Below are 21,688 nucleotides of genomic sequence, written 5' to 3' on the forward strand. Positions count from 1 at the left end.
GGGTCCGACGTCGCCGCGCCGCGCGGCCAGGCAGCCGTCCGGGCGAATTACTCGACGACGCCCGACTTGGCGATGGTGACCTTGGCCTTGGGGGTGCCGCTGGAGGAGCCGAGCGACTCGATCTTCTGGACCAGGTCCAGACCCTCGACGACCTCGCCGAAGACGACGTGCTTGCCGTCCAGCCACGGGGTCACGACCGTGGTGATGAAGAACTGCGAGCCGTTGGTGTTCTTGCCCGCGTTGGCCATGGACAGCAGGCCGACCTTGTCGTGCTTCAGCTGGAAGTTCTCGTCCTCGAACTTCTCGCCGTAGATGCTCTTGCCACCGGTGCCGTTGCCGCGGGTGAAGTCGCCGCCCTGGAGCATGAACGCCGGGATGATGCGGTGGAACGACGAGCCCTCGTAGCCGAAGCCGTGCTGGCCCGTGGCGAGTTCGCGGAAGTTGCGGGCGGTCTTGGGGACCGCCTTGTCGTACAGGTTGAAGACGATCCGGCCCGCGGGCTCGTCGTTGATGGTGATGTCGAAGAAGACGTTGCTCATAGCCCCGAACATACACAGCCCCCGCACCCGAAGCCCCCGGCCGCGCGGCAGGCGGGCGGGGGGCATGCGTGTGATAGCGGAAGCGGAGGGCGTGGGATTCGAACCCACGATGACTGTCACCAGCCATAGCGGTTTTCAAGACCGCCGCCATCGGCCTCTAGGCGAGCCCTCCAGGCCCGCGCTGCGCGGGCCTCGACAGTCTCTCATGACGGGGCCTCGTGCCGACGGCGGATTTCGGCCCCGGGGGAGCGCGGTCGACGGGATCGCAGGCACGAGAACCGACCGCTCGGAAAACGCGGGGCGGGACCGGACGTGGTGGGCAACCAACGGCGGGTGGCGATACCCGCAGGCGGGTTCGCCCTCGGCGGCCGACGTGCGCCGCAGACCCCGGCGAGCGGCAAAAAACGGGACCCGCCCGGCTGCGGTCGGGGCGCGGACACGCCGACACACACCGCGCCCCGCCGCTGATCGGGCCAGGCGGACGAGTCGGCCCCACGCTTCTCCCGCCACAGCCGCGCCGTGGGCGGCCGGTCCCACGCGGCGGAACGGCGGGCCACTCCTGCCACCCGCGCCACAACCGTCCGGCCGGTCCCCACCGCTCGTCCCGCGCGACGGGAGCCGCCGGCGCAACCGGCCGCGACCGACCTCGAACGACCTCGAACGACCTCGAACGACCTCGAACGACAACTGCGGTGGGGTGGCCGGCCCCACCCGGTTCCACCGCCACCGCAGCATTGCCGCGCTCGGGGGTCGACTAGGGCGTGTCTGGTGGATCTTCACACCCCTCACGCCGCCTGGCACCGCACCTCACGGCGTTGCAGGCCCTTGCGAGTACGAGAAAGTACGAGCTGCGGGCCTGCGCCTTGCGATGCACGGCACCAGACGACGTGAGGGGCGCGAATATCCACCAGACACGCCCTAGTTCGTCTGGTCGCCGTCGCGCTGGCCGAGGGTCAGCTCGGTCGTGTTCTCCTTGCCGTCGCGCTGGTAGGTGATCTTGACCTTCTCGCCCGGCTTGTGGCTCCAGATCTCGCTGAAGAGTTCTTCGTAGCCGGTCACCGGGCGGTCGCCCAGCTTGGTGATGACGTCGCCGGCCTTGAGGCCGGCCTTGTCGGCGGGGCCGCCGGGGGTGACCGGGACCTGGCCCTGCACCGTGGCCTGGCGGATGCGCGCGCCGACGCCGCGGTAGTCCGGGTCGGGGATGACGCCGACCTGCGCGTAGACCGGCTTGCCGGTCTTGATCAGCGTGTCGGCGACCCACTTGGCCTGGTCGATCGGGATGGCGAAGCCGAGGCCGATGCTGCCCGCCTGCTGCTGGCCGCCGAACGGGTCCGAGCCGCTGCCGCCCGCCGAACGGATCGCCGAGTTCACGCCCACCACGCGGCCTTGCGCGTCGAGGAGCGGGCCGCCGGAGTTGCCGGGGTTGATCGACGCGTCGGTCTGCAGCGCGTTCATGTACGACGTCTGCTCTTGGTCGCCGGACGCCACCGGCCGGTTCTTGGCGCTGATGATGCCCTGCGTCACCGTGCCGTCGAGCCCGTACGGCGAACCGATCGCGAGCACCGGGTCGCCGACCGCGACGGCCGAACTGTCGCCGAGCGGCAGCGGCTTGAGGCCCTGCACGCCGTCGACCTTGACCACCGCGAGGTCGTAGCCCTCGGCCCGGCCGACGATCTTGCCGGGCACTGTCTTGCCGTCCGAGAACGTGACGGTCAGCTCGCCGCCGTCGGCCGCCAGCGACACCACGTGGTTGTTGGTGAGGATGTGGCCCTGGTCGTCGAGGACGAAGCCCGCGCCGGTGCCTTCCTGGCCGCCGCGGCCGGTGCCGCCGCTCTTGGTCTTGATGGTGACCGTGCCGGGCAGCGACTTGGCCGCTATTCCGGCGACCGACTCGGGCGCGCGGTTGAGCGACGCCGGGTCGACCGGGCCGCTGGACGTGTTGACGCTCGACGACGACGAGCCGTTGTCCCGGTCCGCGAGCCACGCGCCGATGCCGCCGCCGACGCCGCCCGCGAGCAGCGCCGTCACGAGCGCGGTCACCACCAGCGGGTTCGGCCGACGGCGCCGCGGCGCGGGCGGCATCACGAAGTTGGGCTGGCTGCCGTAGGGGCCGCCCGGGAAGCCGTACGGCGGCAGCCCCGACCCGCCTCCGGCACCCGAACCCCCGGCTCCCGCCGCGGCCATGCCGAAGACCGCCGTCGCCGGATCGGCCGCCGGAGCACCGGGCTTGGCGAACGGGTCGTCGGCGTCGGCCGGCGGAACACTCGCGGGCGGAACACTCGCGGGCGGCTCGGTCGCCGAAGCCGCGGGCACGGCAGGAACGGCAGGCGGCACCGACGGCGGCGCGGCCGCCACCGGCGCGGTCGGCTCCGGCGGAGCCGCCGCGGGCCGTTCCGCCGGCGGCGGAGGCGCCGTCGGCGGCACGGCCGGTGCCTGCCCGGTGTCCCCGGCCGCGGCGGCCCGCTCGACCTCGTCCGACCCCATGCCGACCACCGGCGGCTGCTGCGGCCGCGGCGGCGCGCTGTCGCGCTCCGCGCCGCCGTCCGCCGCCGGGAACGCCTCGGGCTCGGACGGCGCGAGGCTGCTGCCCTCCCCCTCGGCCGGCACGTTGCCGGCGCCCTCGCGATCGTCGTTGGCCACGGGTTCCTCCACTCGTCGGGCTACCTTGTGCGCTCATCGTTCCGGATGGCGTGTCGGAACGCGGTTAATGCCCGCGCGACTTGGCCCACGGCATCTTTACGCCGGGGTTACGCACCCGCGGCACCGCCGGCGCACGAGGCCCGGTCAGTCGAACAGCTCCTGGATGAAGCTCTTCCGGTGCCCGTAGTGGCCGCCGTGCCGCCGGTGGCCGTAGTACCCGTGCCCCTTCTTTCCATGCCCGTAGTACGCGTGCCCGCCGTGCTTGGCATGGCCGTAGTAGGCGTGCCCGCCCGCATGCGGCGCCCCGTGCGCCCCCGGCACCGGCGCGCCGTACCCGGGCGGCGGCGGAGCCTGCTGCGGGTAACCCTGCTGCGGATACCCCGCCTGCGGGTATCCGGGCTGGGGATAGCCGGGCTGCGGCTGGCCCGGCTGCGGGTATCCGGGCTGCTGCGGATAGGCCTGCGCGCCCCACGACTTCTCCGCGTTGAGGATGTGCTCAAGCTCCCCGTGGTCGAGGAAGATCCCCCGGCACTGGGTGCACTGGTCGACCGCGACGCCGGCGCGCTGGAACGTCTGCATCATGCCGTGGCAGCGCGGGCAGGTGAGGGTATTCATCTCGCCAACGTACCCACGGAAACGGTTCCGCGGAGGACCCTGCCGCCGGCGCGCGCGGCTCCACCGCGTACTGTGCTCTTCCTCACCACACGCGGGAGCTTGGGCCAACCAGGCTGAGAGGGCGGCTGGGAGCAAGCAAGAGGGCTTCCGGTGCCGCCGACCGCTCGAACCTGACCGGGTAATGCCGGCGTAGGGAGAAGAGGAGAGCCATGTCGGCTCCAGCCGCCACCGGACCGCGCCCGCATCCGTCCGGCGACGAGGCACCGCTCGTCCTGGACACCGCGCCGCCGAAAACGCTCGGGTTCCGCGACCAGTTCTCGTTCTGGGCCAACCTCGGCGTCAGCCTCATCGGCTTCAGCGGCGCCGCCGCGTTCCTCGCCCCCGAGGGCTATCCGCAGATGTCGCTGATCGCGGCGACCGTCGCGATCACCGTGGGCACCGTGGTCGGCACCGCGATGGTCGCCGTGTCCGGGCTGCCCGGCGCCGCGACCGGAGCCCCCGCGATGGCGCTGCTGCGCGGCCTGTTCGGCACCAAGCTGTCGTACCTGCCGACCGGGATGAACATCGTCCAGTGCGTCGGCTGGGGCGTCTTCGAGCTGACCGTCATCGCGATGGGCGTCGAGAAGCTCACCGACGGCCGCGGACCGCACTGGCTGTACGTGCTGCTCGCCGGCGTCCTCACCACCGCGATGACGCTGCGGCCCCTGGGGATGCTGCGCATCCTGCGCCGCTACGTGACGATCGCCGTCGGCATCGCGATGCTCTACTTCACCGTCCAGCTCGTGCGCGCGGGCGTCCCCGACGTCACCGCGGGCTCCTGGGACGGATTCCTGCCGGTCGTCGACGCGTCCGTCGCGCTCGCCGTCTCGTGGGTCCCGCTCGCGTCCGACTATACGCGCCACTCGCGCAGCACCCGCACCGCGTTCTGGGGCGCGCTCGGCGGATACTCGACCACCGGCATCTGGTGCAGCCTCGTCGGCATCCTCGCGCTCGCCCAGACCAAGGCCGACCAGGACGTGTTCGACACCCTGTTGGGCTTCACCGCGGGCTGGCTGTTCTTCGCCGTGCTCGTGATCCGCGAGGTCGACCAGTCGTTCGCGAACGTCTACAGCACCGCGATGTCGCTGCAGAACTTCGCGCCCCGGCTCGACCGCCGGGCGATCTGCCTCGCCGTCGGCGCGCTGGTCACCGGCTGCGCGATGCTCGTCGACGACTTCTCCAAGTACGAGAGCTTCCTCTACCTCATCGGCTCGGTCTTCGTGCCGCTGCTCGGCGTCACAGCGGTCGACTGGTTCCTCGGCCGCGGACGCACCGCGTGGAACCTCGGCGACGACGCGCCCGCCCGCTGGGCGATGCTGCTGCCGTGGCTGCTGGGGTTCGCGGTGTACCAGCTCATCAACCCCGGCACGATCGGCTGGTGGGCGGACTTCTGGACGCGCGCGCAGGACGCCCTGCACATCCACCCGCAGACCTGGACCTCGGCCACCCTCTTCGCGTTCGCCGCCTCCGCGCTCGGCACCCTGCTCCTCGTCCGCCTCGACGCCCGCCGCACCCGCTGAGCAGCAGGGCGCGGCACGCGCCGGCGCGTCGGCCGCACGTCACCTCGTGTTCGGGACGAGGTGGCACGATGTGGGCGTGACCGCTCCCGCACCGCGCCCCGCCGTCCAGGTGGTCGCACACCGCGGCTCGTCCGAGGACGTGCCCGAACACACGCTCGCCGCCTACCGCAAGGCGATCGACGACGGCGCCGACGCGCTGGAATGCGACGTGCGGCTCACCGCGGACGGCCGACTCGTCTGCGTGCACGACCGGCGCGTCAACCGCACCTCCAACGGCCGCGGCCTCGTCTCCACACTGGAACTCGCCGACCTCGCCACCCTGGACTTCGGCTCCTGGAAAGCCGGCGGCATCCACGCGGAAGACCCCGAAGCCCCGGACTGGGACCGCACGTCCGTGCTCACCCTGGACCGGCTCCTGCAACTCGTCGTCGACGCCGGGCGCCCCGTGCAACTGGCCGTCGAGACCAAACACCCCACCCGGTACGCGGGCCTCGTCGAACGCCGCCTCGTCGAACTCCTCGACCACTTCGGCATGGCCCGCCCCGTCGGCGACACCCCCTCGCCGGTGCGCGTGATGAGCTTCTCCCAACTGTCCCTGCGGCGTATGCGGCAACTCGCGCCCCGCCTGCCCGCGGTGTTCCTGATGGAACGCGTTCCCCTCCGCTTCCGCGACGGCGCGCTGCCGAAGGACGTGCGGATCGCCGGGCCCAGCATCGAGATCGTCCGCGCCCACCCGCGCTTCGTCGCCCGGCTGCACCGCGCCGGGCACCGCGTCCACGTCTGGACCGTCGACCGGCCCGAAGACGTCGAGTTGTGCATGACGCTCGGCGTCGACGCCATCATCACCAACCGGCCCGGGGCGGTTCTCCGTCAGATCTCCGGGTAGGCGTATCCGGTGACCGCGCGGCTACCGCCGCGACACGAACTCGGTAACAAGTCCTCATCAGCCTTGGCCGCGGTCTCCGGCTCCGGTGCTCCGACGGGGTAGAAAGGAGCACACACATCGCGGCTCCGCGCCGCAGGCCCGTCCGGCCGACGCGCGGGTCCGGTGCCTCGGGGGCCGTACCCGTTGTTGCGGGCGGATGGCGATTCTGTTTCCGATCGACGCGCACCGGGCATCCCATGCCCGACGTGTGTGGGTGAGAAGGAGGTCCGGGGGTGGCAATGGTCGTGGCCCGTGGGGTGCCCGATTCCGAGGCTGTACTCGTCCCGCACGCCTCTGTCGGAGTCGCCGCCGCCCGGCACCGGATGATCGCCGACCTCACCGACCGGGGCATCGCGCCGGAAGTCGTCGACGACGCCGCACTCGTCCTGTCCGAACTCCTCAGCAACGCGCTCAAGCACGCGCACGCCCTGCCGTCCGGAAGCGTGCGCGCGGCCTGGGCGGTGCGCCCGGACCACCTGCTGGGGATCGAGGTCACCGACGGCGGCGGACCGACGCTGCCCCGCCGGTCCAGCCCGTCGCTCACCGCACGCGGCGGCCGCGGCCTGTCGATCATCGACGCGCTCTCCGCCGAATGGGGCGTCCGCGGCGGCGGCGACGAAGTGACCGTGTGGGCGCTGCTCGCCACCGGCCGCCCGGACGAGTGCGCGTCCTCCGCGTGGGACGCCTTCGACTTCGACGCGGTCGAACCCCTCGACGGCTGACCGCCGCACCACCCGCCCGCACGGCCCGCCCGCACAGCTTGCCTGTACTGCTCGGCTGTACTGCCCGGCGGCACCGCATCCGCCCGGTGCCGGGCGCGTGCCGCGGAATGGGTTATATGCCGGGAGCGCACTACGCTCGACGGACGTTCACCGTCCTGCGGCGTCGGGCACTCGTTCGGTCCGTGCCGCCCACAATCGCGATCCGCGACCGGGAGACATCTCAGCATGGGCAAGAAGGCCGCGCGGAACATCCGGCACAACACCAGCGCAACCGCCCCGGGTTCCCCGGGCGCCGCGGACACGGTCCCGGTGGTCGGCGGTCGCGAACCCTGTCCGTGCGGATCCGGCCGCCGTTACAAGGCCTGCCACGGGCGCGACGCGGCGGTGGCCGCGGACACGCTCGTCCAGCGGCCGTTCGAAGGACTGCCGAACGAGTGCGACTGGGTCGCGATGCGCGAACTCGTGCCCGCCGCCACCGCGTCGCTCACCCTCGCCGGCGCCGAGGCCGCCCGCCCGGTCACGCTCGCCACGGTGCTGCCGATGGCCTGGCCGGCGCTCCGCCGCGACACCGGCGAGATCCTCATCGGCCTGCAGACGCACACCAGTTCCGGCGACGTGAGCCGCGACCTCGCGGACTCGCTGGAGCGCGCACTGGCCGCCGAGGACGGCACGCCGATCACCCCGGGCCCGCTGCCCGGCCCGGGCGCGCGCCTCCAGGACCTGCTGGACGTGTCGGCGCCGCTCGAGGTCACCGTGCACACCGGCTTCGACTTCTGGGTCGAGGACGCCGACGCCGCGACCGGCGACGTCGCCGCCTCCCTGGAGCGCGCCAACGCCGCCGCGACCCCGACCGCACGCCTCACGTCGGTGGACGCCGCGTACTGGTGCAGCATGCGTGAGAAGAATCACCTCCGCTGGGTCATGCCGCACCCGGAGGAGCAGCTCCTCGATGCGATCGCCCGCCTGCACGCGGCCGACGCGTCGTCGCTGGGCGACGGCACACGCTTCGTCGGGTCCTTCCGCGCGCACGGCCTGCTCGTACCGGTGTGGGACCTCCCGGCCGGCATGACGGCCGACGACGTCGAGAAGCCGGCCGCCGAATTCGCCGTGCGCCTGGCCGAATCCCTCGCCGACACAACGGCTTTGACGCCCCGTCAGCGCAGCGCCCGGAACGGGCTGCTGAACCGCCAGATCACCCTGAACTGAGCGACGCGACCGCCCGAGGGGGCCGCGCACGGCCGGATTCCGACCCTGCGCGGCCCCCTCCGGCTTTACCGGCACCTGTCGGCAACACACCGCCGCACGACGGGAAAGTGCAGCAGGTCACCGTGGGATTCCCGGCCTCGGGGCCGGGTCGACACATTGGACCCGGTCCAATGTCGCCGCGGACTTGGGTACAGGGAAATTGCCTGTTACCTTTGACCCAGCCCGGCCGCTGATGCATCCCCCGTCTTCAGCGGCCGGGCCCTTGTTTTTTCTTTTTGCGGAACCCGTCCCGCTGCCGCCCCGCCGTCCGGCCGGGCTCCCGCGGTCAGCCCGCGGCGCCGGCCGTGCCGCTGCGCAGCACCTTGCGGGAGCCGTCCGCGGTGGCGATCTCGGACACCGCCGACCACGCCGCCAGCGGCTGGTCGGTACGCAGGCGCGGGGTATCGCACTGGCCGTCGCCCGACTTGGCGTCGATGTCGCAGGTCATCTGCAGGCTCCCGGCCCCGACCCCCGGACGGACCATGCCGAGCACCAGCATCAGCGGCTCCGCCGACGTGTTGCGGTAGTACACCCGGGCCCACACCTCGCCGCCCTCGCGTTCCACACACGTCTGGGCGCGCACAGCCTGCACCTCGACGGCTTTCCCGCACAGCTTGTCGGCCACCGCGACGGTGCCCGCCGGAACGACCGGCACCGACTTGGTCGCGGCCGGCGACGACGCAGGGCCGAGCAGCTGCTTGACCGCGTCGATGCCGTCCGGGCCGCCGGGGGCGACACCGTTGCCGTAGTCGTGGCCGCCGCCGGACGGCTTGGGCGTCGCGGCGCCGGACGCGGACGCGCGCGGACCGTCGGCGGAAGCGCCGTGGTCGTGTGCCGAATCCGCGGACGCGGCGGCGAGGGGGATGAGCAGACAGAGCCCGACCGTGGTGCCGAGCGCCGCCGTACGAACGCGTGCCGCACGTGCCCGCTGCATGTTGTCTCCTCGCGCGAAGGTCCTGCGCGAGCCTATCGCCTGGGCGCCGTCGAAACGATCACGCGATGTCCCGGATATGCCACAGTCGCGCGGGAGTTGTGGTGACGATCGGATGGTCGGGAAACCCGTCAGCCCGCCACCGGGCTGACCGCCAGCCACCCGCCCGGCGCCAACCCCAGCACCACGCCGTGGCACCCCTGCGCGTACGCCCGCAGCGACAGGTTGATCCCCGGCTCTCCCGTCGCCACCGGCGGGTCCAGCTCGGCCAAGTCGTCCACCAGCTCGGCCAGGTGCAAATGCGCCTGGCTCCACGGAAGTTCCTGTGAACCGGCGGCCCCCAGCGCACGCAGCACCGCACGGTGCGCCCGGCCGAGCACGTCGTCGACCTCGACGTTGCCGGTCACCGGCCGCGACAGCATCTCCCGCAGCGCGGTTGCGTCGTCGAGTACTTGCCGGATGTGCTCCGGATCCCCGGCCGGCGCGAGGTCGGCATCGCCGGGCGCACGTCCTTCGACCACCGCCTGCAAGACGGCGGCCGCGGCCAGCGCATAAGCCGCGTTGCGCTCGAACGCCAGCCGCCGAATTCCGTTGTAGTGCGCGTAGACCAGCGACTCCAGCTGCCACGCGACGGCGGTCCGCGGCTGGAACGACGCGCCCGACTCGTCCTGGCGGGCCCGTTCATAGGCCACGCGCACTTTGCCGACTGCCAAGTCGGCGCTCTCCAAGGCGAAATCCATGTCCACGCACAAGCGGGCAAGGCTTTCCAACCCGCCGGACACACTCGGCGGCAGCAGCGAGCCGTCCCATCCTTCCGGCTCCGCGCCACGGCCGCCGTGCCCGGCGAAGTCCCGCGTGGCACCGGATTCGTACCCGTCCGGCTGACGCATTCGCCCTCCCCGAGCCGCTTCCGATCCGGTCTCACGCTACCGCCGTCGCGCCGGTCGCGGGAGACTCATCGCGACTCCGCGGTCACGGGACGCGACATCTCGCACGCCCCGCCACGCCGGGCACGAACCCCCGGCAGGCCACCCGGACCGCGTCCGGTCAGGCCGAACGCCGCACGTGGGTGACCGAGTGGCAGGTATCGACGAGCGTACGCACGAGGTCGGACACATGGGGCAGCCACGGCGCCGACGCGCCGGAAACATCCCCGGGCCGCGGCGCTACCGCCCACCGCAGCGGACCGCCCGGTACCCGCGACGGCGGCAGCGCGAGGAAGCCGCCGGGGCCGTGGCAGCGCAGCGTGAACGGCACCGAGCCGTACCGGTTGAGGCCGTAGCGGTCGAGCAGGTCGGCGAGTTCGTCCAGCGCATAGGGCCGGACGAGGAAGCCGTAGCGGCCCGGCGCGACGGTCACCGGCCCGGTGCGCACGCCGAGCGTGTCGAGCTGGCGCAGCGCCCGAACGCCCGCTTCGGCGGGCACGCTCAGCGCCGCCACCCGGACGCCGGTCGCCAAAACCACCGGGGCGTCCGGGAATCGGGACCACCACCACCGCACCATGCGCTCGTCCGCACTCGCGGCCATCAGCGGCGGCCGCGCGGACCCCGCGGTGCGCGGGAGGACCGGCGTGTCCGGGTCGGGGGGCGGGGGAGTGTCCGGGTGGGCGCCGGGCAGCGGGCAGTCGTCCTGTCCGCAGCCGCAGGTGCCCGCCCAGGCGGCGATGCCGATGCCGGGCACCACGGGCCAGCCCCAGCGGGCGCAGGCCGTCGCGGCGGACAGCAGTGCGGAGCGTTCCCTACGTCGCTTGCCGAGGATCTCGCGCAACATGGCGCTCGTTCCCTTCCGTGAGCCTGCCGGAAACTGCTGGTGCATTGCATGTGCACGCCGCTGTTCTGCGGGCGCCGGAGGTACATCGCCGGATGTGCCGGCCGCGCACTGCGCGCGCCGGTGAGGGCGGGTCGGCCACGCGGCACGGTGCCGCGGAGGTACAGCCTTCGACCGGACTCCCGCCCGCGCGCCGCACCCGGTCTGCCGGATCCCACGGGCCTGCCGCGGCCCGCGTGCGACGCCGTCGGGAGGTGTACCCGATCAGCTCTTCTCTTCTGAGATGACGAATCGTCACTCCGCAAGGTTCCCGATGACCTTGAAGCCGGTCCGGGCCTTGCCCTGCCTTTCTTTGTACCCGTTTCGGGGTATCCGGGCACGCCGCCGCGCCGCGTCGGGAGCGCGGTACGGTCGCGGCGGACCGGTTCGCACACGCTCTACGATCCCTTGCCATGGCAGTTCAGGCATCCGGAATGGCGGAGTCCGCAGCGGCGCACGGAGCCGCGGCACCGACCGCGGTGGTGATCCCGGCGCACGACGAGGAGCGCAGAATCGCCGCGACGGTGCGTGCCGCGTCGGTGATGGACGGTGTGGACCTGGTCGTGGTGGTCGACGACGGCTCGCGCGACGGCACGGTCGCGGCGGCGTCGGCGGCGGGCGCGATCGTGGTGCGGCACGGCCGCAACCGCGGCAAGGCCGCGGCGATGGAGACGGGTGCCGCGGCGGTCGCCGCGATCGACGCGCGGGAAGGCCGCGCCAAGCCGGACACCGCGCATTTGCTGCTGTTCCTGGACGCCGACCTGGAGGAGAGCGCGGCCCATGCGGCGGCGCTCATCGGGCCGGTGCGGGACGGCGAGGCGGCGATGACGATCGCGATCCTGCCGCCGCAGAAGCGTGCCGGGGGCGGACACGGGTTCGTGGTGCGCGCGTCGCGCGACGGCATCCGCCGGGCGAGCGGGTTCGTGGCGACGCAGCCGCTTTCCGGGCAGCGCTGCCTGACCCGCGAGGCGTTCGATGCGGCGCTGCCGCTGGCCGCCGGGTTCGGCGTGGAGACCGGGCTGACCATCGACCTGGTCCGGCAGGGCTTCGAGGTCCTCGAGGTGGAAGTGGACCTGCACCACCGGGTGACCGGCGCCGATCTGGCCGGGCAGCTGCACCGGGCGAAGCAGTACGCGCATGTGGCGCGCGCACTGGCGGAGCGCGGCGCGGCGGGCGCGCTGCCGGGGGCGGTGCGCGGCAAGGTCGCCCGTCCGGGTGATTCCGGCACGTCCGGTAAGCCGGGCGTTTGAGCCGCCGTGTCCGTGCCGAATCCACCGCATGTTTCACGTGAAACACAACCGCCCAGGTCAGGCCCCGCATCGACGCTCCGGCCCGACGGCGTGACCGCCACGACCGCCACGACCGGGGCGACCGGGGTCGGCGCGCGGCTGCGGGCGCTCGGCGCGGATGGCCTACCAGGCGCGGGCAAAGCCGCGCTCGCGTTTCTGGCCGCCGGGATCGGGCTGCTGCTGGCCGCCGGGCTCCTCGGCACGTCCGCCGCCGCTCCCCCGTTGCCGGGCGGGCCCGGATGGCTGCCGCCGTACGACCTGGGCACCGACCCGTCCGCGGGGCTGGTGACCGGGCTGCTGCTGGGCTCCGCGCTGGCGGGGGCGGTCGGGCTGGGCTTGGCGATGCTCGCGCTGCGCGGCGGGTGGACGCCGGATCCCCGGCGGCTGACCATCGCGGGCGCGGTGGCCGCCGCGGCTGCCGTACTGGTGCCGCCGATGGGGTCCGCGGACCATTTGGTGTACGCGGCCTACGGAAGGCTCACGGCGACCGGCGGCAACCCGTACCTCGACACCGCCGCGGACCTCGCCCGGTCGGGCGATCCGGTCGGCCGGGCCGTCGAGGCGCCGTGGCAGGACACCCCGTCGGTGTACGGCCCGGTCGCCACGGCTGAGCAATGGCTGGCCGCGAAGATCGGCGGCACGTCGGTGCACACGACGGTGCTCGTGCTGACCCTGATCGGCGCGGCCGCGTTCGTGCTCACCGGGCTGCTGATGCAGCGCGCGGTGCGCACACAGGAGGCACGGGCCCGGGTGGCGCTGCTGTGGTCGCTGAATCCGCTCCTGCTGTTCGTCGGGGTCAATGCGGGCCACATCGACGCGTTCGCGGTCGCCCTCGCGGTCGGTGCGCTTGTGGCGGTACGCCGCTCGCCCGTCCTCGCGGGTGTGTTGGTCGGGCTCGCATGCGCCACCAAGATCACGCTCGGGCTGTTCGTGCTGGCGCTGGCGTGGGGGCTGCGGCATCGGCGGCGGGACCTGGCGGCGATGCTCGGCACCGGCCTCGCGGTCGGCGTTCTCACCTATCTGCCGGTCTATGCGGCGGGCGGCGGCGACGCGTTCGCGCAGATGCGGGAGAACAGCAAGCTGGTGTCGCTCGCCATGCCGCTGCGGCTGGCCGTGCACCCGCTGGAATCGGCGCTCGGTGCGGATACCGCCCGGAACCTGATCGGCCTCGTCGGCTACGCCACGCTCGCCTTGGTCGCCTGGCTGCTGGCCCCCGTCGTGATGCGGGCAGCCGCGCGCGGGCCGCTCCGCGACGGGGTGTCGGCCGACGCCGCGGGGGCCGCGGCGCTGCTCGCGCTGGCGTGGCTGCTGACCGCGCCCTACAGCCTGCCCTGGTACGACGTGGCCGCGTGGGCCCCGTTCGTGCTCGTCGCGGCGTCGGGCGCGGACGGACTGCTCCTGGGCCGGACGACGGTGCTGGTGTGCGCCTACGTTCCGGGCCGTGTGGTGCCGCTGCCGCACGCCGTCGACTCGCTCGCGCACACACTGCGCGCGAGCATCGGCCCGTACGCCGGCATCGCGCTGCTACTCGGCGCCCTGTGGCTGGGCTTGCGGGCGCGCCGGGCTCCCCTCGCCGCGTGACGCGCGGCCGGCGCGTTCCGCGGCCACCGCGGCCAGCGCCGCGGCGGGCAGCGGAAGGCCGATGAGCAGCGCCACCGAGGGGATCTGGATGCCCGAGTCGTTGGCGGCGTAGCCCACCGCGGCGGCGATCCAGCAGGCGACGAGCACGGCGCGCAGCCACGGGATCCGCTCGTAGGCGGGCGGCAGTGCGGTGGCGCGGAGCCGGTGCGGGGCGAGGATGGCGACGAGCAGCACGGCGTAGAGCACCGGGATCAGGTACGCGATCGGCCCGTGGAACGAGCTGAGGTTGTCGGCGACCTTGCGGTGCAGCACGCTGCCCGCGTCGCCGTCGATCACCTGCTGGACGAACTTGCCGAGGTGCGAGCGGCCGGCCGCGGGACGCATCCAGTCGAAGACCGCGATGATCGCCACCACGGTCACCGCACCGGCCGCGACCAGGGCCGCCTTGCCCCACGAGATCCGGATGCCGAACAGCAGCAGGCCGAGGACCGCGAAGCCCGGTACCAGGGCGAGGACGCCGCCGAAGTCGCTGCCGAAGGCGGGCCAGCCGTCCACCACGATCGCCGCCAGGGCCCCGGCCACCAGGACCCCGAGTGCCGCGCGGCGGCGTCCCGCGCCGAGGCGGAGGCCGACCGGCCAGGCGACGGCGAGCAGCACGGCGGGGCCGAACACCGACCAGGCGACGTTGCCGAAGCCGTAGAACCGGCCCGCGACCAGCGGGGACAGCCCGAACAGCGTGTTCATCTGGAGGTTCGAGCCGGTGACCACGTCCGCGGCGAGGATGAGCACGGTCGCCGCGGTGGCGAAGCCGGGCGGGCCGTACGGGCTGCGCCGCCACGGCCCGGCGAAGGCCAGTGCGGTCAGCACCGCCGTCCAGCCCAGGCTGAGCAGGACGATCGCGGCTTCCGGGCTGCCCGCCTTCTCCCAGGGGAAAAGGCCGACGAGGAACGTCGCCCCGGGCACCGTTCCGGCGGTCACGCCCACGACCTGGAGCGCCCGGTACAGCTTCGCCCGCGAGGCGTCCGGCACCCCCCGCTTCCGCATGCGGGCCGCCGCGGCGATACCCGCCGCGAACAGCACGAGCGGCACGACGGTCAGCCAGGTGAAGAACTGGTAGGTCTCGCGGACGTCCCGGGCGGCCTGCGCGCCGACGTCGATCAGGTTCAGATCGCGCACCGCGGCGGCGCCGGTCGGGCCGGAGGCGCGGGCCACGACCGAGCCGACGAGTTCGGACGGCGGGTCGATGCCGAGCGGGTCGAGCAGGCTCGGCGCGAGGTCGGTGAGCTGGGCCATGCCGTCGTAGCGGGTGGACGGCGCGGTCAGGTAGCCGCCGTCGAAGCGGGTGCCCGGCCCGGTGGCGAGCAGCGTGCGCAGGTGCGGCGTGCCGGTCGTGCCGCCGTCGCCGGGACCCGCGACGACGAGTTCGGTGCGTTCGGGCAGCAGGCCGGCGATGCGGCCGACCGCCTCGTCGGCGGCGCGCAGGCCTGCGTCACGGTCGGGGGCGCCGTCGGTGAGCGCGCCGAGGTCGACGAGGGTCAGCCCGCAGCGGGCCAGCGCCGCGGCGTCGAGGGCGTCGGCGCCGGGCAGGTAGGCGGCCGGGCTGCGGCCCTGGGCGTCGGCGGTGGCGAGCGCGGCGCCGGGGCCGACGGCGGTCACGCACTGGTTGCTGCGGGCCGCGGTGGCGGCGAGGATGCCGAACTTCGGGTCGTACGAGTACGTGGTGTTGAAGTCCGCGATGCGCGGCAGGTCGGGCACCGTGACCGCGCCGTCCGGGCCGACGGCCACGGCGGGCAGCGGGGCGCATGCGCCGTCCTGGCGGGGCGCGGACGAGCGGGCGCCGGAGCCGACGGTCAGCCATCCGTCGGCGGGACAGGTGGTCTTCTCGACGGTGCGCACGGACAGCGTCGCGGCCGAGGCCTGACCGGTGAGGCGGGCCAGGTTCGGCGTGCGCTCCGGGGTGACGTCCGACCAGCGCAGGCCGGGGATACCGACGAACACCACATGGTCGGCGTCCCGGCCGTCGGATGCCGCCGGAGCGGCCGAGACGGCGTGGGCCGGGGTGCCGAGGAGCACGCCGGCCACGGCGGCGAGCAGCGCGGCCACGGCAAGGAGCGGCCTGGCGGGGCGGGTCGTCACGGCGGGCGGGCTCCTCGTACGGTCCGGTGCGGGGGGCCACCAGGCTATGCGGAGCGCGCACCCGCCGCGGGCACGCCGGGTGCCGCGGGGGTCCGGGGAGACGAGTGAGGCAGGACGCGGCGGGAGGGGGCAGGAGTGGGCAGGAGGAGCGGGAGACGGCAGGAGAGGCGCGGGAGGGCGCCGGGCCGAGGCCGGGTCAGACCGGCAGCAGCGCGTCCTTGCGCCAGCGCAAGGACTTCTCGAAGCGGATGACCGCGCCCTTGCGCGGATGGTTGCGCAGCTGCACCCGGTCGCTCATCGCCTCGATGAGGAGGAGGCCGCGGCCGTTCTCGGCGCCCGGCGACGCGACGTGGTGCAGCGGGGTACTGAGTCGTTCCGGGCTGAACCCGGGGCCGGTATCGCAGACTTCGACGCGGCATCGGTTGCCGGTGATGCCGGCGCGGACCTCGAATTCGGCCTCCGGGTCGGTGCCGCAGGCGTGCTCCACGACGTTCGCGCACGCCTCGGACAGCGCGAGGCCGATCTCCGCGGCCACCCCGGGGTCGACGCCCGCGGTCTCCATGGCCCCCATCAGCAAGCGCCGCACCATGGGAACGCTCGCCGTCTCCCGCGGAAGGTGAACGGTCCACCGCATGTCCATGAACGGCCTCCAGTCGGTGGGGCGCCTTCAGACAAAGACTCAGCGCATATACCCGAATCACACAGAAAGTCAACAACGAATTTTCTTCCCCTTCCGCCTCCCGTGTACCGCGCGCCGCGGTGATCGAGGGGGACGCGAGGGAGTGCCGGGGGAGGTCCGAGGGAGCCCGCGGCCGGGCGCGTGCGAGGCGAATCCGGGGGCTGCGTAGGGGTGTCGGATCCGCGGTGAGACCATGGGGCGTCATGCCTACCGTGTCCGCCCCGCTTCGCGCCGCGCGAGCCGCCGTGTTCGCCGCGGTGTGCGTCGCGTTGTCGGCGGCCGGGCACGCGTTCATGACGGCCGAGCCGCTGCCGTGGTGGACGTTCGCCGCGGGCTTCGCCGGCGTTTTCGCGGTGGCCTACGCGGCCGCCGGGCGGGAGCGCCCGTGGGCGGGCATCGGCGTGCTGCTGGCGGCCGGGCAGGTTGCCCTGCACACCCTCTTCAGCTTCGGCATGGCCACGTCGCACACCGGCTCGGCGATGGACGGCCGCGCCTCCGGGCTGAGCGTCCTCGACCGGCTGCTGTGCGGGTCGCGCGACTCCGGCGGGCACATCATGCTGCCATCCGGCTGGTCGGCCCGCGACGTCGTGGCGAGCGCGGGCATCGATCCCGACAAGGCGGGCGCACTGCCCTCCGTGCCGGGCGGGGCACACGGCGGAGGTCACTCCGTCGGCCCGATGATCTTCGACGGCGGCTACGGCATGCTCGCCGCGCACGCCGCCGCCGCGCTCGTCGCCGCGTGGTGGCTGCGCCAGGGCGAAGCGGCGCTGTTCCGCCTGCTGGCACGCCTGGGCGGCGCCGCGGTGGCGCCGCTGCGCGCGGTGCTGGCCGTGCTGTTCGGCACCGTTCCGGCGGCGGGCACCCCGCTGCCGGTGGACCGTCCGCGGGCCGCGGTGCGCCGCCTGCTGTCGGCCGAGTTGCGGCATGCCGTCGTGCGGCGCGGGCCGCCGGCGTTCGCGCCCGCCTGCTGACCCTTTCTCCTGCTGTGTAGGCCGCCGCCCCGGTATCCGGGCGTGTGCGCGGCCTCGGCCGCCGTGCCGTGGGAGGAGACCGGATCCGGCAGGCCTCCGGCGTTTTCCGCCGTTCTTGCCCGCGCGTCCGCGAAGGCCGCGCATCCGGTTTCCGTACCCCCGCCCGCGCTGTGCCGCGGCTGCGGCGGCGTACGCCCATCCAGGGAGACTCAGCACCCATGCGTGCAAACATCCGCACCGCCCGTCCCGCCCGCCGCCGTGCGCTGACGCTGACCGCGATCGCCGCGGCGGCCGTCCTCGGACTTGCCGCGCCCGCGTCCGCGCACGTCAGCGTCCAGCCCGGCCAGGCCGAGCAGGGCGGCTACGCGGGCGTGACGTTCCGCGTCCCGAACGAGAACGACAACGCGGGCACCAACAAGCTCGAGGTCAACCTGCCCGACGACAAGCCGCTGACCTCGGTGCGCACCCGTCCGCTGGCGGGCTGGACGGCCAACGTCGAGAAGAAGACCCTGGCGACGCCGATCACGTCGCACGGCAAGACGATCACCGAGGCGGTGTCCAAGGTGACGTGGACCGCCAACGCGGGCACCCGCATCAACCCCGGCCAGTACGAGGACTTCGAGGTGTCCCTCGGCCCGCTGCCGACCGACACCGACAAGCTCGTCTTCAAGGCGCTGCAGACCTACGACAACGGCGACGTCGTGCGCTGGATCGACCTGCCCGGCCCGGACGGCAAGGAGCCGGAGAAGCCCGCGCCGACCCTGAAGCTGGTCCCGGCGGGCACCGGCAGCGCGGCCAAGCCGAGCCCGGCGGCGTCCGGCGCGTCCGGCCAGAACGTCACCGTCGCCGCGTCGAAGTCGGACAAGGCCAGTGACTCCACCGCGCGCACGCTCGGCATCGCCGGGCTGGTGGTCGGCGTGCTCGGCCTCGCGGTCGGTGCGTTCGGCCTGATCCGCGGCTCGCGCCGGGCCTCGTAGCCCCGCTCCCCTCTCCGTCCACGTCATCGATCGGAAGAAATCCATGCGCAAGGCACTGGTCAGGACCGCGGCACTCGCCGTGGCGGGGCTGCTCTTCGCCGCGGGCTGCAGCAGCTCCGACGGCAACGGCACTCCGAGCGGAAACGGCGCGCCGGTGAAGATCACCTCGTCGGGGCCGCCGTCGAAGTTCCGCGGCACCGAACTGGACCGGCCCATGGAGAAGCCCGATCTGGCGCTGACGGACACGTCGGGGCAGGCGTACGACTTCAAGGCCCGCACGGCCGGCAAGGTCACCCTGCTGTACTTCGGCTACACGCACTGCCCCGACGTGTGCCCCACCACCATGGCCGACGTGGCCCGCGCCCTCACCAAGCTCAAGGCGGAGGACCGGGCGAACGTCAACGTGGTGTTCGTGACCACCGACCCGGAGCGCGACACCGGCCCGGAACTGCGGCAGTGGCTCGACGCGTTCGACCCGTCGTTCACCGGGCTGACCGGATCGTTCGAGACGATCCAGGCGGCCGCGAAGAGCGTCGGCGTGCCGATCGAGCCGCCGGTGGTCAAGGACGGCAAGGTCACCAGCACGCACGGCACCCAGGTCGTGGCGTTCTCGCCGGACAACCGGGCGCGCGTCGTGTACCTGGCGTCGGTCGGCATGAACCCGGACGGCAGCGCGGCCGGGATCACCGCCGACGACTTCGCGCACGACCTGCCGCTGCTGATCCACCCGGACGCGTCGTGAGGCTGCCCCACCGCACGGTGCTCTTCGGCGCGGCGGGGGCCGTCGTCCTCGCGGGCGGCATCGGGCTGGTCGCGTATGCGACGGGCGGGTCGTCCGGGTCGACCGCGCCGAAGCTGGCGGTCGTCGACCCGTACATCCCGCAGCCCGCGTCGCCGGATGTGGCGGCGGGCTACCTGGTCGTGCGCAACGACGGGGACTCCGCCGACCGGCTGGTCGCGGTCAGCTCGACGTTCGCGCCGAGCGCGGAGATCCACGAGTCGAGCGGCAACGCGATGCAGCAAGTCGAAGGCCTCGACATCCCGGCGCACGGGCAAGGCGTGCTCGGACGCGGCACCATGCACCTGATGTTCATGGATCCCACGCGCCAGTTGAAGAAGGGCGAATCCGTCGACGTGACGCTGACGTTCGCGAAATCCGCGCCGATCACCGTGCACGTGCCGGTGCTCGGGGCGGCGGACCGGCCCGGCGATCCGGGCGTACCGTCCGGACCGGCCGTGACGGCGGGGTCGCCGGAGCACCCGGGCCATGGCAGTTGAGCCGATGACGGGTCCGGCGGCCGCCGCCGGGCCCGGGCGCCGCCGGTTCGCCTGGATCTTCGCGCTGCCCGTCCTGCTGGTGGCGCTGGTGCTCGGCGGCGCGGGCACCGCGTCCGCGCACGCGAGCCTGGACTCGACCGATCCGGTGTCGGGGTCGACGCTGCCGTCCGGCCCGCCGACGGTGACGCTGCGGTTCAGCGAGTCCGTGTCGACCGAACTCGGCGGCGTGAAGGTCCTCGACCCGGCCGGGAAGCGCGTCGACTCCGGCAACCCGGAGCACGGCATCGGCGGCGGCTCGACGGTGCGCGTCAAGCTGCTGTCCGGGCTGGGCCCCGGCACCTACACCGTCGCGTGGCGGGTCGTCTCGGACGACTCGCACCCCGTCTCCGGGGCGTTCACGTTCAACGTGATCCGGGCCTCGGCCGGTGCGAACGTGTCCGGGCTCGGGCAAGGCACCGACAGCGCGGTGAACTTCGCCGACGGCCTGGCGCGGTGGGCGGCGTTCCTGTCGTTCGCGCTGCTGTCCGGCTCGGTGCTGTTCCTGGTCGCGCTGCGGCCTGCCGCGGTCGGCCGGTTCCGGGTGTGGATGCTGCTGTTCGCGTCGTGGGCCGGACTGCTCGTGTCCACGGTCGCGGCGCTGATGTTCTATGGGCCCAAGGCCTCCGGGCTGTCGTTCTCGTCGGCGTTCGACCTGGACGTGCTGCGGGTGACCCTGGACAGCAAACTCGGGCGCGCGCTGTCGGTGCGCATCCTGATCCTCGGCGCGGCCGGCGCCCTGCTCGGCTACCTGGTGGCGGTGCTCGGCGAAGCCAAACGCCGCGCCAGGATCGTGCTGGGGGCGGCATGGGTCCTGCTGTCCACGGGCCTCGCCGCGACCTGGTCGATGGCCGACCACGCGTCCGTCGGGCGGCAGGCGCCGCTCGCCACGGCCGCGGACATCGTGCACCTGCTCGCGATGGGCTGCTGGATCGGCGGGCTCGCGGTCATGCTGACCCTGCTGTTCGGTCCGGACCGGGACGAGGACGGCGAGGAACTGCCCGGCGGGCTCGACGTGCCCGCGGTGGGCACGTTCTCGAAGGCCGCGATGGCGAGCGTTTCCGTGCTGGCGGTCACCGGCGTGTACGCGGCGTGGCGGCAAGTCGGTTCCTTCGACGCGTTGTTCTCCACGACGTTCGGCCTGCTGCTGATCCTCAAGGTCAACTTCGTCGTGCTGATGATCGCCGCCGCGTGGGTCGCGCGGCGCTGGCTGCAAGCCCGGCTGCGGTCCCGCGCCGGTGCGGGCGCCCGCGCCGGGGACCCGCTGCCACAGCGCCGGACCCTCCAGCGGGCGGTCGGCGCGGAAGCCGCGCTCGCGATCGCGGTCATCGCGGTCACCGCCGTGCTGGTGAACACCGAGCCGGGACGCACCGCGTGGGAGCGCGAGCAGGCGACGAAGCCGCGTACGGTCACCGTCACGCAGCAGTACGACGCGGGCGGCTCGGCGGGCATTGCGGCCGGCAAGGGCCTCGTGGAGGCGGTCGTCGACCCGGCCCGCGCCGGCACGAACACCGTGGACCTGTTCGTCCGCGACCCGCAGAAGAACCCGATCGACCCGCCCGAGGTCACCGCGGCCATCGCGCTGCCCGACAAGCAGATCGACGGGATCACACTGGCGCTGGAGCACATCGGGCCGGGGCAGTGGCGGGCGCAGAACGTGTCCTTGCCGATGGCGGGCACGTGGCAGCTGTCGGTCTCGGTGCGGACGAGTGAGATCGATCGGGCGACGGTGACGTTGCCGGTGAAGGTGCGGTGAGGA

At 73.5% G+C, this 21,688-nt stretch carries 19 protein-coding genes and 1 tRNA gene; 11 read left to right on the plus strand and 9 right to left on the minus strand.

Going from position 1 to position 21,688, the window contains the following annotated elements:
* Positions 1–47 precede the first annotated feature (47 nt).
* The 4 genes from ACPA54_RS13905 to ACPA54_RS13920 all read right to left on the minus strand — a co-directional run bounded on the left by ACPA54_RS13905 (position 48) and on the right by ACPA54_RS13920 (position 3,794).
* Positions 48–539, minus strand: a complete 492-nt coding sequence (locus ACPA54_RS13905) for a peptidylprolyl isomerase (protein ID WP_423529435.1) — start codon at positions 537–539, stop codon at positions 48–50.
* An 83-nt stretch (positions 540–622) separates the two neighbouring features.
* Positions 623–711 (minus strand) — tRNA-Ser (locus ACPA54_RS13910).
* Positions 712–1,457: 746 nt separating this feature from the next.
* Entirely contained in the window at positions 1,458–3,179 is a 1,722-nt protein-coding gene (locus ACPA54_RS13915) for a S1C family serine protease (RefSeq protein WP_423529437.1), read from the minus strand.
* A gap of 144 nt (positions 3,180–3,323) precedes the next feature.
* Entirely contained in the window at positions 3,324–3,794 is a 471-nt protein-coding gene (locus tag ACPA54_RS13920; RefSeq protein WP_423529439.1) for a TFIIB-type zinc ribbon-containing protein, read from the minus strand.
* Positions 3,795–4,003: 209 nt separating this feature from the next.
* On the opposite strand from ACPA54_RS13920, the gene ACPA54_RS13925 reads away from it, so the two are divergent.
* The 4 genes from ACPA54_RS13925 (at position 4,004) to ACPA54_RS13940 (ending at position 8,206) form a co-directional block, all read left to right on the plus strand.
* Entirely contained in the window at positions 4,004–5,353 is a 1,350-nt protein-coding gene (locus ACPA54_RS13925; protein ID WP_423529441.1) for a purine-cytosine permease family protein, read from the plus strand.
* 76 nt (positions 5,354–5,429) lie between these two features.
* Positions 5,430–6,239, plus strand: coding sequence for a glycerophosphodiester phosphodiesterase (locus ACPA54_RS13930; protein WP_423529443.1), 810 nt, complete (start codon positions 5,430–5,432; stop codon positions 6,237–6,239).
* Between the two features lie 278 nt (positions 6,240–6,517).
* Positions 6,518–7,000 carry an ATP-binding protein gene (locus tag ACPA54_RS13935; RefSeq protein ID WP_423529863.1) on the plus strand — a complete coding sequence of 161 codons (483 nt, stop codon included), beginning with the start codon at positions 6,518–6,520 and terminating at the stop codon, positions 6,998–7,000.
* A 225-nt stretch (positions 7,001–7,225) separates the two neighbouring features.
* The gene (locus ACPA54_RS13940) at positions 7,226–8,206 is read left to right on the plus strand and encodes a DUF5926 family protein (RefSeq protein WP_345674035.1); all 981 of its coding nucleotides are present in this window, start codon (positions 7,226–7,228) and stop codon (positions 8,204–8,206) included.
* 325 nt (positions 8,207–8,531) lie between these two features.
* Here ACPA54_RS13940 and ACPA54_RS13945 read toward each other — a convergent pair whose 3' ends face one another.
* The 3 genes from ACPA54_RS13945 to ACPA54_RS13955 all read right to left on the minus strand — a co-directional run bounded on the left by ACPA54_RS13945 (position 8,532) and on the right by ACPA54_RS13955 (position 10,946).
* Positions 8,532–9,179 (minus strand): hypothetical protein, encoded by a 648-nt coding sequence (locus ACPA54_RS13945; RefSeq protein WP_423529445.1) that lies wholly within the window; start codon positions 9,177–9,179, stop codon positions 8,532–8,534.
* 128 nt (positions 9,180–9,307) lie between these two features.
* Entirely contained in the window at positions 9,308–10,066 is a 759-nt protein-coding gene (locus ACPA54_RS13950) for a hypothetical protein (protein ID WP_423529447.1), read from the minus strand.
* 157 nt (positions 10,067–10,223) lie between these two features.
* Positions 10,224–10,946: a bifunctional DNA primase/polymerase gene (locus tag ACPA54_RS13955; protein ID WP_423529449.1), complete on the minus strand. Its 723-nt coding sequence runs from the start codon at positions 10,944–10,946 to the stop codon at positions 10,224–10,226.
* A 449-nt stretch (positions 10,947–11,395) separates the two neighbouring features.
* Here ACPA54_RS13955 and ACPA54_RS13960 point away from each other — a divergent pair, with 449 nt between their 5' ends.
* Positions 11,396–12,232: a glycosyltransferase gene (locus ACPA54_RS13960; RefSeq protein ID WP_423529451.1), complete on the plus strand. Its 837-nt coding sequence runs from the start codon at positions 11,396–11,398 to the stop codon at positions 12,230–12,232.
* A gap of 90 nt (positions 12,233–12,322) precedes the next feature.
* Positions 12,323–13,852: an MptA/MptB family glycosyltransferase gene (locus ACPA54_RS13965; protein WP_423529453.1), complete on the plus strand. Its 1,530-nt coding sequence runs from the start codon at positions 12,323–12,325 to the stop codon at positions 13,850–13,852.
* Here ACPA54_RS13965 and ACPA54_RS13970 read toward each other — a convergent pair.
* Positions 13,796–15,988: a hypothetical protein gene (locus ACPA54_RS13970; protein WP_423529455.1), complete on the minus strand. Its 2,193-nt coding sequence runs from the start codon at positions 15,986–15,988 to the stop codon at positions 13,796–13,798. The two genes, ACPA54_RS13965 and ACPA54_RS13970, sit on opposite strands and share 57 nt — an antisense overlap.
* A 196-nt stretch (positions 15,989–16,184) precedes the next feature.
* Positions 16,185–16,628 (minus strand): ATP-binding protein, encoded by a 444-nt coding sequence (locus tag ACPA54_RS13975; protein WP_423529457.1) that lies wholly within the window; start codon positions 16,626–16,628, stop codon positions 16,185–16,187.
* A 242-nt stretch (positions 16,629–16,870) separates the two neighbouring features.
* Here ACPA54_RS13975 and ACPA54_RS13980 point away from each other — a divergent pair, with 242 nt between their 5' ends.
* The 5 genes from ACPA54_RS13980 to ACPA54_RS14000 all read left to right on the plus strand — a co-directional run bounded on the left by ACPA54_RS13980 (position 16,871) and on the right by ACPA54_RS14000 (position 21,685).
* Positions 16,871–17,638, plus strand: a complete 768-nt coding sequence (locus ACPA54_RS13980; protein ID WP_423529459.1) for a hypothetical protein — start codon at positions 16,871–16,873, stop codon at positions 17,636–17,638.
* Positions 17,639–17,856: 218 nt separating this feature from the next.
* Positions 17,857–18,615: a YcnI family copper-binding membrane protein gene (locus ACPA54_RS13985; protein ID WP_423529461.1), complete on the plus strand. Its 759-nt coding sequence runs from the start codon at positions 17,857–17,859 to the stop codon at positions 18,613–18,615.
* Positions 18,616–18,658: 43 nt separating this feature from the next.
* Positions 18,659–19,357: an SCO family protein gene (locus ACPA54_RS13990; RefSeq protein WP_423529463.1), complete on the plus strand. Its 699-nt coding sequence runs from the start codon at positions 18,659–18,661 to the stop codon at positions 19,355–19,357.
* On the plus strand, positions 19,354–19,893 hold the full coding sequence (locus ACPA54_RS13995; protein ID WP_423529465.1) for a copper chaperone PCu(A)C: 540 nt from the start codon (positions 19,354–19,356) through the stop codon (positions 19,891–19,893). The genes ACPA54_RS13990 and ACPA54_RS13995 overlap by 4 nt, the downstream gene beginning before the upstream one ends.
* Positions 19,883–21,685 (plus strand): copper resistance CopC/CopD family protein, encoded by a 1,803-nt coding sequence (locus ACPA54_RS14000; protein WP_423529467.1) that lies wholly within the window; start codon positions 19,883–19,885, stop codon positions 21,683–21,685. Before ACPA54_RS13995 ends, ACPA54_RS14000 begins: the two co-directional genes overlap by 11 nt.
* The last annotated feature ends 3 nt before the right edge of the window (positions 21,686–21,688 follow it).

The organism is Uniformispora flossi (genome assembly GCF_049534875.1).
GTDB classification, from domain to species: Bacteria; Actinomycetota; Actinomycetes; order Streptomycetales; family Streptomycetaceae; genus Yinghuangia; species Yinghuangia aomiensis.